The sequence below is a fragment of the Mesorhizobium sp. WSM4817 genome, assembly GCF_055811135.1.
On sequence record NZ_JBVVQQ010000004.1, the window covers coordinates 62,983 to 75,433 of the forward strand.

Consider the following 12,451-nt stretch of genomic DNA (forward strand, 5'->3'; position numbering starts at 1 on the left):
TCAGCTTGCCCGCTTAGGCCGCCCTTGTGGCAGACTGCCGCCCGGCTTTCAAGCATCAGGACAGCGCTCAGGCAGAAACCGACCTGGGGGGAAGCCTTAGTGCAGCCAAACGGCGGATGTACGCGGGCGCTGAAACCGTGCATCTCTGCTGAGCACCTGAGGGCTCGATCACATCGCCGGGATATCGCCCCTGGCCCAGCCCTCGGAAATCTCCGCCGCCCGCGCCTCAAAGATACCGGCTTCGATGGCGGCACGAATGTCCTGCATCAGCTTCTGGTAGTAGGAAAGATTGTTCCAGGTCAGCAGCATCGCTCCCAGCGCCTCTTGCGAGCGGACCAGATGGTGCAGGTAGGCGCGTGAATAATCTCTGGCGGCCGGGCAGTCGCTCTCCTCGTCCAGCGGCCGCGGATCGTCCGCATGGCGGGCGTTGCGCAGATTGACCTTGCCGCGCCTTGTATAGGCGAGGCCATGACGGCCGGCGCGTGTCGGCATCACGCAATCGAACATGTCGATGCCGCGCGCCACCGATTTCAATATGTCGTCGGGCGTGCCGACACCCATCAGATAGCGCGGCCTGTCCGCCGGCAGCTCCGGGCAGGTGATGTCGAGCATTTCGAGCATCACCGCTTGCGGCTCGCCGACCGCCAGCCCGCCGATCGCGTAGCCCTTGAGGTCCATCGCTTTCAGCGCCTGCGCCGAGCGCAGCCGCAGGGCCGATATGTCGCCGCCCTGGACGATGCCGAACATCGCCTTGCCCTGCTGGTCGCCGAACGCCGTCCTGCAACGCTCGGCCCAGCGCAGCGACAGCTCCATCGCCCGCTCGATCTCCTTCTCCATGGCCGGCAGCGCGGTACATTCGTCGAGCTGCATCTGGATGTCGGCGCCGAGCAGTCCCTGGATTTCGATCGAGCGCTCGGGCGACATCTCATAGGCGGCGCCGTCGATATGTGAGCGGAAGGTGACGCCCTTTTCGGTCAGTTTCCTCAGCTTCGACAGCGACATCACCTGGAAGCCGCCACTGTCGGTCAGGATCGGATGCGGCCAGCGGGCGAATTCATGCAGACCGCCAAGCCGCGCCACACGCTCGGCGCCCGGCCGCAGCATCAGATGATAGGTGTTGCCAAGGATGATGTCCGAGCCGACGCCGCGCACCTGATCCATATACATGGTCTTGACCGTGCCGCCGGTGCCGACCGGCATGAAGGCCGGCGTGCGGATTTCTCCGCGCGGCATGGTGATGGAGCCGCTCCGCGCTTTGCCGTCGGTCGCCAGCACCTTGAAGGTGAACGCTTTAGTCATTGATTTCCTTGTTCTATACCGGGCGCGCGTCCATCGTTCTCCTGCTTGAACAGCAGACTTGCATCTCCATAGGAGTAGAACCTGTAGCGGTTCTCGATGGCATGCGCATAGGCCGCACGCATCGTTTCCAGACCGCAAAACGCCGAAACCAGCATGAACAGCGTCGAGCGCGGCAGATGGAAATTGGTCATCAGCATGTCGGCGGCCTTGAAGCGATAGCCGGGCGTGATGAAGATGTCGGTCGGACCCGACCATCCGGCCAGCGTGCCGTCCTCCCGCGCGGCGCTCTCCAGCAGGCGCAACGATGTCGTGCCGACGGCGATGATGCGCCCGCCACGCGCCTTTGCCGCGTTCAGCGCCTCGGCGGTTGCCGGGCTGACCGAACCGATCTCGGCGTGCATCTTGTGATCGGCGGTGTCGTCGACTTTCACCGGCAGAAACGTGCCGGCGCCGACATGCAGGGTGACGAAACGCCGTTCGACGCCCTTGGCATCGAGCGCGGCGAAAAGCTCGGGCGTGAAATGCAGGCCGGCCGTGGGGGCGGCGACAGCCCCCTCCTCCCTGGCGTATATGGTCTGGTAGTCGCTGCGGTCGCGTTCGTCGTCGTCGCGCTTCGAAGCGATATAAGGCGGCAGCGGAATGTGGCCGACGGCGTGCAGCGCCTCGTCGAGAAACGGACCTGACAGATCAAAGCCGAGCAAAGCCTCGCCGGCCTCGCCCTTCTCGATCACCGTGGCATCGAGTTGGCCGAGAAAGCAGGAATTGGCGTCATGGCCGAAATGGATGCGGTCACCGGCGGCGATGCGCTTGCCCGGCCGCATGAAAGCCAGCCAGCGATCGGGAGCCACCCGCATGTGCAGCGTGGCTTCGACTTGCGCCGCCGCTTCGCCGCGCCGCCTGATGCCTTTCAACTGTGCCGGAATAACCTTGGTGTCGTTGAAGACCAGCACGTCACCAGCCTCGAGCAGGGACGGCAGCTCGCGAACCGTCCGGTCCTCGAGCCTCTCACCCGGCCTGACAACCAGCATTTTGGCGCTGTCGCGCGGTTCGGCCGGTCGAAGCGCAATGCGCTCCTCCGGCAGATCAAAGTCGAAAAGATCGACGCGCAAGAAAATCCCGCCTCAAAATTCCGGGCAGGTCACCGCCCAGGCGCCAACACCGCCGATGCTCAGCGTGCCGCCCATCGCGAAATTGGACTGTTCGCTGGCCTTGACCAGTCGCAATCTGGCGACGATCGAGCTGATGCCCTCATCGGTGAGATCGATCGCCATGTGCTGGTCGTCCTCGAATGCCTGTCCGACGATGACTTTTGTCGAACCCGGCTGACCGTCGGTGGTCCAGTGCCTGCCGCCGGCCTCAAGCCATACACGCGCAACCGCGATGACGGCAGTGTGCCCCATCAGGACGTCGATCGATGCCGCGTCGTCTTCAGCGCTGCAAACGATCGATTCCGTCGCCAACGCCGGAGTGGCCGCCGCGACAAGCATCAGAGTGATAGCCGCGACAACCCGGTAGGTCATTTCACGTCGGCCGCGACCTTCAGCGACACGATCTTGTCGGGATCCGGCACCGGCTCGCCGCGCTTGATCTTGTCGACATTGTCCATGCCCTCGATGACCTGGCCCCAGACCGTGTATTGGCGGTTGAGGAAGGCGGCATCGTCGAAGCAGATGAAGAACTGCGAGTTGGCCGAGTTCGGATTCTGCGAGCGTGCCATCGAGCAGGTGCCGCGGCCGTGATTGGCGTTGGAGAACTCCGCCTTCAGGTCGGGCTTGTCGGAGCCGCCGGTGCCGGCGCGCGCCGGTGCGAAAGAGGGCTTGCTGGAATTGCCGAATTTCACGTCGCCGGTCTGCGCCATGAAACCGTCGATGACGCGGTGGAACACCACGCCGTCATAAGCGCCTTCGCGCGCCAGTTCCTTGATGCGGCCGACATGGCCAGGCGCCAGATCGGGAAACAGTTCGATGACGACCTTGCCCTTGGTCGTTTCCATGATGAGTGCGTTCTCGCGGTCCTTGATCTCGGCCATTTCAGAATATCCTTTGAAATAAATGGGTTTACTTGCCGTCGGCGGCGATGCGCACCTTGATCATGCGATCGGGATCGGTGACGACCCCGTTCTGCGCCGCGTCGCCTTTCTTGATCTTGTCCACCAACTCCATGCCGTTCTCGACATTGCCGACGATGGTGTACTGGCCATCGAGCGGCGGCGCCGGCGCGAACATGATGAAGAACTGCGAATTGGCGGAATCCGGGTCCTGCGAACGGGCCATCCCGACCACGCCACGCTGATAGCGCTCGGTCTGAGAGAATTCGGCCGGCAGGTCGGGAAGATCGGAACCGCCGGTGCCGACAGCGTCGGCGCTGAAGCCGTTCTTCATGTTGCCGAACTTCACGTCGCCGGTCTGCGCCATGAAGCCGTCGATGACACGGTGGAAAGCGACGTTGTCATAAGCGCCCTGGCGCACCAGCTTCTTGATCTGCTCGACATGCTTCGGCGCGAGATCGGGCCTGAGCGCGACGGTCACGTCGCCGTCCTTAAGCGTGATGATCATGGTGTTTTCCGGATCGGCGGCGAACGCCGAAACGGATGCGGTCACAAGACCGAAAAGAACGACAAAGCAGGTGGCGAGCCTTTTGAGCTGCATGGATCTTTCTCCGAAAACCTTTGTTTCACGCATGTCGTTGCTCAAACCGGGTTCCACGTTTGGGCGACATGCATTATTTCGCAAATTTGGCGGTGAGTGCGCCAGCCACGGCCGCCGGCACGAAGGCGCGGACGTCGCCGCCCATCGAGGCTATCTGACGGACAAGTGTGGCGGTAATGGTTCGCACCGAAGGGCTGGCGGGCAGAAAAACCGTCTGCAGTTCAGGCGCCATGGTCTCGTTCATACCGGCCATCTGCATCTCGTAGTCGAGATCGGTGCCGTCGCGCAGACCGCGGATCATGATCGAGGCGCCCTGCTTCCTGGCAGCGTCGATGACCAGCCCGTCGAAAGCGACGACCTTGATGCGCGCGCCGTCGCGGCCGAATTCGGCCTTCGTCGCAGCTTCGATGAGGCCGACCCGCTCCTCGAACGAGAACAGCGGTTTCTTGCCGGGATGAATGCCGATCGCTGCATAGACGGTGTCCGCCACAGCCAGCGACGCCTTCAGGACGTCGAGATGGCCGTTGGTCGGCGGGTCGAAGGAGCCGGCATAAAGGGCGATGCGTTCGGTCATGGCAGGTGCTTCTAGCGAGCCTCTCTCGCAAAGGCAAATCCGATCGGCGAGCCGCCAATGCAAGTCGCCGCAAACGCCTGCCTTTGGGGCCTGACCCGAGGGTGCGCAGCGGTTTGGAACAACGGCATCCACCCAAACGGGGCTTCAAAGCGCATCGCCTGAGCCACGGTAATCGCGATGCGCTTTGAGTGAACCTTTTGGCCGAGATGAACGACCAATGAATGGGCCGATCACGAAGGCTTCACGCAGCCTTCATTAGATTGCAGCTTCAGAAGATGAAACCAAAACCCCATTTGATCGTTGCTAGGTGCAGGAGAACACGCACATGCTGATCTACATGCTCGCCACCGCAATGACCGTCGCCATGCTGATCGCCACCGTATTCGGGCTGCATCAGGAAGCAGAGCGCGTCCGCGCCAAGTCCAATGCCAAGCGGTTCGGAGGCTTCGGTATCCGCAAGCCTTCACGCCACTTCTGAAGCGGCTGCTATTTGTTGACGGCGCCGGCCCCATCTGGCCGGCACTCCCCAAATCAAGACCTACTCGGCGTTGTTGTCCGGGCCAGCGCCTTCAGTACCGGTATCCAGAGTTGCGTCGCCCTCGACACTCTCTTCGGCTTCCTCGTCCGACTGCGGTTCCGTTATCCGCTCCACCGAAACGACCTTCTCGCCGTCAGCAGTGTTGAAGATGGTCACGCCCTTGGTGGCGCGGCTGGCGAAGCGAATTCCGTTGACCGGCACGCGGATGACGGTGCCGCCATCCGAGACAAGCATGATCTGGTCGTCATTGCCGACCGGGAAAGTCGCCACCAGACGGCCGATCTCAGCCACTTTCGACACATCGGTGGCGCGGATGCCCTTGCCGCCGCGCCCTATCTGGCGGAAATCATAGGAAGACGAGCGCTTGCCGTAGCCATATTCCGTCACCGTCAGCACGAACTGCTCGTGTGCCTTGAGGAATTCGTAGCGCTCGTCGGAAAGCTCCGTCTCCTCGCCGACCTCCTCATTGGTGAGCTGGAAGTCTTCGTCCTCGCCCGCCGCAATGCCGGCGGCGAGCCGCCGTTCGGCCGCCACCCGCTTGAGATAAGCGGCGCGCTCGGCCGGCGACGCATCGACATGTTCGATCACCGCCATCGAGATCACCCGGTCGCTGGCAGCCATGGCGATGCCGCGCACGCCGACCGAGTTGCGGCTCTGGAAAACGCGCACGTCGCTGACCGAGAAGCGTATGCACTGGCCGGAGCTTGCGGTCAAAAGCACGTCGTCATTGTCGGTGCAGGTCTCGACGCCGAGTATCTCGTCGCCCTCCTCTTCCAGCTTCATGGCGATCTTGCCGTTGCGGTTGACCTGGACGAAATCCGACAGCTTGTTGCGGCGCACCGTGCCGCGCGTCGTGGCGAACATCACGTCGAGCTCACCCCAACTGGTCTCGTCCTCGGGCAGCGGCATGATGGTGGTGATGCGTTCGCCCTGCTCCAGCGGCAGCATGTTGATCAGCGCCTTGCCGCGCGACTGCGGGTTGCCGATCGGCAGGCGCCAGACCTTTTCCTTGTAGACGATGCCGCGCGAGGAGAAGAACAGCACCGGCGTGTGCGTGTTGGCGACAAACAGCCGGGTGACGAAATCTTCTTCCTTGGTCGACATGCCGGAGCGGCCCTTGCCGCCGCGGCGCTGCGCCCGGTAGAGCGACAACGGCACACGCTTGATGTAGCCGGAATGGCTGACCGTCACGACCATGTCCTCGCGCTGGATCAGGTCCTCGTCTTCCATATCCGCCCCGCCCTCGGACAGCTCGGTGCGGCGCGGCGTGCCGAACTCGTCGCGCACGGCGGCAAGCTCGTCCTTGACGATCTGCTGAATGCGGGCGCGCGACGACAGGATGTCCAGGTAATCCTTGATCTCGTCGCCGATTGTGTTCAACTCGTCGGCGATCTCGTCGCGGCCGAGCGCGGTCAGCCGCTGCAGGCGCAGTTCGAGGATGGCGCGCGCCTGTTCCTCGGACAGGTTGTAGGTGCCGTCCTCGTTGATGCGGTGGCGCGGATCGTCGATCAGCAGGATCAGCGATTCGACGTCGCCCGAGGGCCAGCGCCGCTCCATCAACTGCTCGCGCGCCGTCTGCGGATCCGGCGCGCTGCGGATCAGCTTTATCACCTCGTCGATGTTGGCGACGGCTATGGCGAGGCCGACCAGCACATGGGCACGGTCGCGCGCCTTGCGCAGCAGGAATTTCGTGCGCCGGCTGATCACGTCCTCGCGGAAGGCGACGAACGCCTTAAGCATGTCGGTCAGCGTCAGCAATTCCGGCTTGCCGCCGTTCAGCGCCACCATGTTGGCGCCGAACGACGTCTGCAGCGGCGTGAAACGGTAGAGTTGGTTGAGGATGACGTCGGCGACCGCGTCGCGCTTCAGTTCGATGACGACACGGTAGCCCTGGCGATCGCTCTCGTCGCGGATGTCGGAAACGCCTTCGATGCGCTTGTCACGCACCAGTTCGGCCATCTTCTCGATCATCGACGACTTGTTCACCTGGTAGGGAACCTCGGTGATGACGATCGATTCACGGTCGTTGCCGCGCGCCTCGACGTTGACGCGGCCGCGCATGACGATGGAGCCGCGGCCGGTCGAATAGGCGCTGTAGATGCCGGAACGGCCGAGCACGATGCCGCCGGTCGGGAAATCCGGCCCTGGAATGATCTCCATCAGCGCCGGCAGATCGATCGCCGGATTGTCGATGAGGGCAATGGCACCGTTGCAGACCTCGCCCAGATTGTGCGGCGGGATGTTGGTGGCCATGCCGACGGCGATGCCGCCGGAGCCGTTGACCAACAGGTTCGGGAAGCGCGCCGGCAGGACTTTCGGTTCGCTGCCGGACGCATCATAAGTGTCCTGGAAATCGACGGTGTCCTTGTCGATGTCTTCCAGCAACTCATGCGCGACCTTGGTCAGTCGCGATTCGGTGTAACGCATCGCCGCCGGCGGATCGCCGTCGATCGAGCCGAAATTGCCCTGCCCGTCGATCAGCGGCACGCGCAGCGACCAGTCCTGCGCCATCCGCACCAAGGCGTCGTAGATCGAGGCATCGCCATGCGGATGGTATTTACCCATCACGTCGGCGACCGGGCGGGCCGACTTCACATATTTGCGGTTCCAGTGATAGCCGCTCTCGTGGGCAGCATAGAGGATGCGGCGATGCACCGGCTTCAACCCGTCGCGCACGTCGGGCAGCGCACGGCTGACGATCACGCTCATCGCGTAATCGAGATAGGAGCGCTGCATCTCCTCGATAATGGATATCGGCTCGATGCCGGTGGGCCCGCCGTCGGCGCCGCGCGGTGTCTTCTGGTCGGTCAAATCAGGTCACAATCAAATCGGGAATCACTCGGTGCTTATATAGGAAGCCGGGCCGAAACTCCAACGTCCGCGGCAGTTTTCCAGTGTCGGTTTTTGTGGTGATTTCAAAAGGATATCACTGATTGCGACGATATGGCCGAGGCGCTTTCGTGGCCGCCGGGGCAAAGCTCATTGTCAGGCATTTTTTGCTTCACAAAGCCGGAACCACGGACGCGTTCGGCAATTTATCGCCTCGCCGCCGGAGCCGGTAGGCACCGGGCGCCTCCCCCATCACGCGGCGGAAACGGCGGTTGAAGGTCGACAAATCGTTGAACCCGGCCTCGAAGGCGATCGTCGAGATCGCCTCGTCCGACATGCGCAGCCGCACCGCCGCCCTGTGCAGCCGGGTTTTCAGCACGAACTGGTAGGGCGTCATGCCCGCGACATGCCGGAAGCTGCGCAGGAAATGGTAAGGACTGGTCGCCGTTTCGCTTGCAAGCTCGGCGAGCGAGACCGGGCTTTCGGCATCCTTTTCGATGCGCCGCACCGCCTCCGCGACGCGTTTCTGATCGCGGCGGCTCGGTGACCGGGCAGCGGGCGTGAGACCGGAGGCGACGGCTGCGCCGGCAATCCGCAGTCCGAGTTCCTCGAACGCCTCGTTATCGGCCATTTCGCGCGCGGCTTCCGCCTCGGCCAGCAGCGGTGCCAGCGCCGGCAAGGGCGGCAGAAGCGGCGTCTTGAAGGCCAGCTTCTTCGCGCCCGGCACATCGGCGACGATCTGTTCCATATAGGCCGGGCTGAAATGACAGGAGATGCAGCGGTCGCCGGCGCCATGCTCGTGCCCACACTCGTAGCAAGTGCGGGGGTTGCCGAGCAGAATTGCGCCCGGCGTCAGCATCGCCGTGCCCTGGCGTGCGCGGTAGCGGAAGGTGCCGTTGGTCACCACTGCGACACAGAAGGTGCGATGCTCTTCCTCGAACGGGCGATCAGCGACGCCGGCAGTGCAGACCACGTCCGACACCCGCCAGCCTTTTCCGGACGCCAGTGTATGCACGCTCGTCGTCATGGCCGAAAGATAGCAATTTTTCCCAAGCGCAAGAAGACTGCCAGGGCCTATTCTTCCCGGTCTCCTGACAATGTGGGCAGAAACCATGTTCAATTCATCCTCCTTTGCCGAAGCCCTGCACAGTGACGGGCCAGCCGCAGGCCTTGCCGAAAAACTGAACCTTTACGGCCGCTTCGTCGGCGCCTGGACGTTCGATGCCACGCGCCATCTCGAAGACGGCCAGGTGCTGACCGGACGCGGCGAGGTGCATTTCGGCTGGGTGCTCGAGGGCCGCGCGATCCAGGACGTATGGATCTTGCCCGTGCGGAACAGTGGCGCACAGAGCTCGCTCGGCAAATGGACCTTTTATGGCACGACACTGCGCGTCTATGACCCCGGCGTCGACGCCTGGCATATCTTCTGGAGCGATCCGCGCACCCAGTATTACAGCCGCCAGCTCGGCCGCGCCGAGGGCGACACCATCGTCCAGCAAGGCGCCGACGGCACCGGCGCCTCGGTGCGCTGGAGCTTTTCCCGGATCACCGAAAATTCGTTCCGCTGGCTAGGCGAACGCTCGCAGGACGACGGCGCGACCTGGCGGCTCGAAGTCGAGTTCCTGGCGCGGCGCACCGCCAGCGCCTGACCTGCATGGTTTCCCCTGACGCCGCTTTGCTCTACCAATGCTGGGATCTCGGGCACTGCCCGGCGGGGAGGGTCAGAGATGCCGAGCTTCGACAGCCTGTTCAACGCCTTCGTCACCATTCTGGTGACCATCGACCCGCCTGGCCTGGCGCCCCTCTTCCTCGCCGTGACGCGCGGCATGAACCGCGAGGAGCGCAACCAGGTTTCCGTGCGTGCCTCGATCATCGCTTTCCTGGTGATGGCGCTGTTTGCAATCGCCGGCGCATCGATCCTGTCGGTGTTCGGCATCACGCTGCCGGCGTTCCGCGTCGCCGGCGGGTTCCTGCTGTTCTTCATCGCCTTCGAAATGGTGTTCGAGCGCCGGCAGGACCGCAAGGAGAAGATCGGCGACGTCGCCATCACCAAGGACATGATCCACAACATCGCCGCCTTTCCGCTGGCGATCCCGCTGATCGCCGGTCCGGGAGCGATTTCAGCGACGGTCCTGCTGTCCGGCTCGTTTCCAGGTCTTGGCGCGCAGGCAGCCCTTGTCGGCATCATCGCGATCTGCCTTGTCATCACCTACCTGGTGTTCGTGCTGGCCGAGCGCATCGACCGTATTCTCGGCCAGACCGGCCGCTCGATCCTGACACGGCTGCTCGGCGTCATCCTGGCGGCGCTTGCCGTTCAGTTCGTCGCCGATGGCGTCAAAGCGTTGATGGCAGCATGAAAATGAGGCGGTCTCGCGCTTGATCGCCGCCGAGGCCGTCATTTTCGTCGTCCAGCTCGCGCAACGAACCGCCACTGGACGCTATCCTACTTCGCCGTCGTATCAATAACTTCGAAGTCGTGGGTGATCTCGGCGGTCTTGGCCATCATTGCCGAGGCCGAGCAGTATTTTTCGATCGAAAGATCGATTGCCCGCCTGACCTTGTCAGGCGAAAGCGCGCGGCCCTTGACGACAAAACGCATATGGATGCGGGTGAACACCCGCGGCTCCTTCTCCGCCCGGTCGGCATCGAGTTCGACCACGCAGTCTTCGACCGCCTCTCGCCCCTTTTCGAGGATGTGGACGACATCATAGGCCGAGCAGCCGCCAGTGCCGAGCAGCACCAGTTCCATCGGGCTCGGCCCCGGCGTCTTGCCGTCCGGTCCGAACGCGGTTCCCAGCACCATCTTGTGACCGCTGCCGGACTCGCCGACGAAAGTGCGCTCCTCGACCCATTTGACCCGTGCTTTCACCTGATACGTCCTTTCACCGCACACCGCTCAAACGCACAACGTCCCGAAAATCCAAGATAGATTTTCGGGACGCCAATGCGTGGCCTCAAATAGCTGGCTGTCAGCTCGCGCAGAGCCGCTCGCTCCAAGCGATCAGAACGGAATTTCGTCGTCGAGTACGCGCGACGAACCGCCGCCACCCTTGTTGCCGCCGCCGCCGCGATTGAGACTCTCGCCCGGGCCGGACTGGCCGAAATCGGAACCGCGGCTGCTGCCGCCACCGGCATAGCTGCCGACCTGACCGCCCTCGCCCTGCCCGCGTGCGTCGAGCATCTGCAGTTCCCCACGGAATTTCTGCAGCACGATTTCGGTCGTGTAGCGGTCATTGCCGGTCTGGTCCTGCCATTTGCGCGTCTGCAACTGGCCCTCGACATAAACCTTCGCACCCTTCTTCAGATACTGCTCGGCGACCTTGGCGAGCTGCTCGTTGAAGATCACGACATTGTGCCACTCGGTCTTTTCCTTGCGCTCGCCGGAAGTCTTGTCGCGCCAGCTTTCCGACGTGGCGACGCGGATATTGACGACCGGCTCACCCGAATTCAAACGGCGGATTTCCGGGTCCGCCCCGAGATTGCCCACCAGAATGACCTTGTTGACGCTACCCGCCATGATACTTCTCCGCGCTCATCCGAAACAATTTTTTCTCGCTCTCACCTTATAGACTGCGGACATTCCCCGCCTGCCGTGGCTGGCTTTTCCCACAAGGTTTTTGTTCTCTTTTCGTTCTATAACCATCAATCCGTTTTGTCAAGGAATGTCAGCAATCGATGGGTTCCGCCGTACCGTTCCATATGGGCGCGAAAAGACTGCTTGCCAAATCAATAAGCGTAGACTTATGCTTCCGGCATGATCGAAGCCGAGATTTTTCGAGCGCTTGCCGACCCGACGCGCCGCGCCGTCTACGAACGGCTCGCCGCCGGCGAGATGACGGTGTCGGAACTGCGCAGCGGCATGAGCGTGTCGCAACCGGCCGTGTCGCAGCATCTTGCAGTGCTGCGCGGCGCCGGCCTGGTGGCCGAGCGGCGAGCCGGCCGCAACGCCTATTATCGCGCCGATCCGCAAGGGCTTGACCCTCTGCTCGGCTGGATCGAGCGTTACCGTGCGTTCTGGCCCGAGCGTATCGAACGGCTCAAGGCGGTTTTGAAGGATATGGACCAATGACGGCAAAACAGCATTCCGACATGGCGGCAGATTCAATCGAGTTCGAGTGCGAGCTTCCAGATCCGCCGGAAAAAGTGTGGCGGGCGCTGACTGTGCCGGACCTGCTCGCGGCCTGGATGATGCCGAACGACATCAAGCCGGAGATCGGCGGCCGCTTTGCCGTTGCCAAGGCGGATGCACCGATCGAGTGCGAAATCCTCGACGCCGAGCCCGAACGCCTGCTGCGTTATTCCTGGCGGGAGCGGCCGGCGCTTGGCGATACAGCGGATCCGCTCACCAGCCCGCTGGACAGTATCGTCACCTTCACGCTCGACCGCACTGTGTCGGGCGGCACCCATCTGCGCATCGTCCACAACGGCTTTGCGCGAGTAGCCACGCCTGCGATTGCCGGCGCCGGTTGCCGGGTTTCGCTCAACGCACACAGCCCCAGACAGACCATAGCCGCAAACACGCCTCGCCTCGTCCTGCGCGCGGCCTGAGCAGCACAACGGAGA

The 12,451-nt window shown here is 63.0% G+C and carries 15 protein-coding genes; 5 read left to right on the plus strand and 10 right to left on the minus strand.

Annotated elements, in window-relative coordinates; all coding sequences use genetic code 11:
- Positions 1-168: 168 nt before the first annotated feature.
- The 6 genes from tgt to coaD all read right to left on the minus strand — a co-directional run bounded on the left by tgt (position 169) and on the right by coaD (position 4,521).
- Positions 169-1,299 carry a tRNA guanosine(34) transglycosylase Tgt gene (gene tgt, locus AC0L2K_RS07385; RefSeq protein ID WP_473531004.1) on the minus strand — a complete coding sequence of 377 codons (1,131 nt, stop codon included), beginning with the start codon at positions 1,297-1,299 and terminating at the stop codon, positions 169-171.
- Complete coding sequence (gene queA / locus AC0L2K_RS07390) at positions 1,296-2,408, minus strand: tRNA preQ1(34) S-adenosylmethionine ribosyltransferase-isomerase QueA (RefSeq protein ID WP_473531005.1); 1,113 nt, start codon at positions 2,406-2,408, stop codon at positions 1,296-1,298. The genes tgt and queA overlap by 4 nt, the downstream gene beginning before the upstream one ends.
- 12 nt (positions 2,409-2,420) lie before the next feature.
- Positions 2,421-2,819 (minus strand): hypothetical protein, encoded by a 399-nt coding sequence (locus AC0L2K_RS07395; protein ID WP_473531006.1) that lies wholly within the window; start codon positions 2,817-2,819, stop codon positions 2,421-2,423.
- A complete protein-coding gene (locus AC0L2K_RS07400; RefSeq protein ID WP_091593716.1) occupies positions 2,816-3,328 on the minus strand; it encodes a peptidylprolyl isomerase in 513 nt (170 codons plus the stop codon). The genes AC0L2K_RS07395 and AC0L2K_RS07400 overlap by 4 nt, the downstream gene beginning before the upstream one ends.
- Positions 3,329-3,356: 28 nt before the next feature.
- Positions 3,357-3,947 carry a peptidylprolyl isomerase gene (locus AC0L2K_RS07405; protein WP_091594018.1) on the minus strand — a complete coding sequence of 197 codons (591 nt, stop codon included), beginning with the start codon at positions 3,945-3,947 and terminating at the stop codon, positions 3,357-3,359.
- Positions 3,948-4,020: 73 nt separating this feature from the next.
- Positions 4,021-4,521, minus strand: coding sequence for a pantetheine-phosphate adenylyltransferase (gene coaD / locus AC0L2K_RS07410; protein WP_473531007.1), 501 nt, complete (start codon positions 4,519-4,521; stop codon positions 4,021-4,023).
- Between the two features lie 325 nt (positions 4,522-4,846).
- On the opposite strand from coaD, the gene AC0L2K_RS07415 reads away from it, so the two are divergent.
- Positions 4,847-4,999 carry a hypothetical protein gene (locus AC0L2K_RS07415; RefSeq protein ID WP_128168117.1) on the plus strand — a complete coding sequence of 51 codons (153 nt, stop codon included), beginning with the start codon at positions 4,847-4,849 and terminating at the stop codon, positions 4,997-4,999.
- Positions 5,000-5,059: 60 nt separating this feature from the next.
- On the opposite strand, the gene gyrA is transcribed toward AC0L2K_RS07415, so the two are convergent.
- The gene (gene gyrA, locus AC0L2K_RS07420) at positions 5,060-7,870 is read right to left on the minus strand and encodes a DNA gyrase subunit A (protein WP_473531008.1); all 2,811 of its coding nucleotides are present in this window, start codon (positions 7,868-7,870) and stop codon (positions 5,060-5,062) included.
- A 190-nt stretch (positions 7,871-8,060) separates the two neighbouring features.
- Positions 8,061-8,915, minus strand: coding sequence for a helix-turn-helix transcriptional regulator (locus tag AC0L2K_RS07425; RefSeq protein ID WP_473531009.1), 855 nt, complete (start codon positions 8,913-8,915; stop codon positions 8,061-8,063).
- 85 nt (positions 8,916-9,000) lie between these two features.
- Between AC0L2K_RS07425 and AC0L2K_RS07430 the strand changes: the two genes are divergently transcribed.
- Together AC0L2K_RS07430 and AC0L2K_RS07435 are read left to right on the plus strand one after the other, a co-directional pair.
- A complete protein-coding gene (locus AC0L2K_RS07430; RefSeq protein ID WP_473490241.1) occupies positions 9,001-9,537 on the plus strand; it encodes a hypothetical protein in 537 nt (178 codons plus the stop codon).
- A 78-nt stretch (positions 9,538-9,615) separates the two neighbouring features.
- Positions 9,616-10,245: a MarC family protein gene (locus AC0L2K_RS07435; RefSeq protein ID WP_023801164.1), complete on the plus strand. Its 630-nt coding sequence runs from the start codon at positions 9,616-9,618 to the stop codon at positions 10,243-10,245.
- Positions 10,246-10,331: 86 nt separating this feature from the next.
- Here the strand turns inward: AC0L2K_RS07435 and AC0L2K_RS07440 are convergent, their stop codons facing one another.
- Together AC0L2K_RS07440 and AC0L2K_RS07445 are read right to left on the minus strand one after the other, a co-directional pair.
- The gene (locus tag AC0L2K_RS07440) at positions 10,332-10,757 is read right to left on the minus strand and encodes an OsmC family protein (protein WP_473531010.1); all 426 of its coding nucleotides are present in this window, start codon (positions 10,755-10,757) and stop codon (positions 10,332-10,334) included.
- 132 nt (positions 10,758-10,889) lie between these two features.
- A complete protein-coding gene (locus AC0L2K_RS07445) occupies positions 10,890-11,405 on the minus strand; it encodes a single-stranded DNA-binding protein (RefSeq protein WP_473531011.1) in 516 nt (171 codons plus the stop codon).
- 237 nt (positions 11,406-11,642) lie between these two features.
- Here AC0L2K_RS07445 and AC0L2K_RS07450 point away from each other — a divergent pair, with 237 nt between their 5' ends.
- Positions 11,643-11,957 carry an ArsR/SmtB family transcription factor gene (locus AC0L2K_RS07450; protein ID WP_287214918.1) on the plus strand — a complete coding sequence of 105 codons (315 nt, stop codon included), beginning with the start codon at positions 11,643-11,645 and terminating at the stop codon, positions 11,955-11,957.
- On the plus strand, positions 11,954-12,436 hold the full coding sequence (locus AC0L2K_RS07455) for an SRPBCC family protein (protein WP_473531012.1): 483 nt from the start codon (positions 11,954-11,956) through the stop codon (positions 12,434-12,436). The genes AC0L2K_RS07450 and AC0L2K_RS07455 overlap by 4 nt, the downstream gene beginning before the upstream one ends.
- Positions 12,437-12,451: the final 15 nt, after the last annotated feature.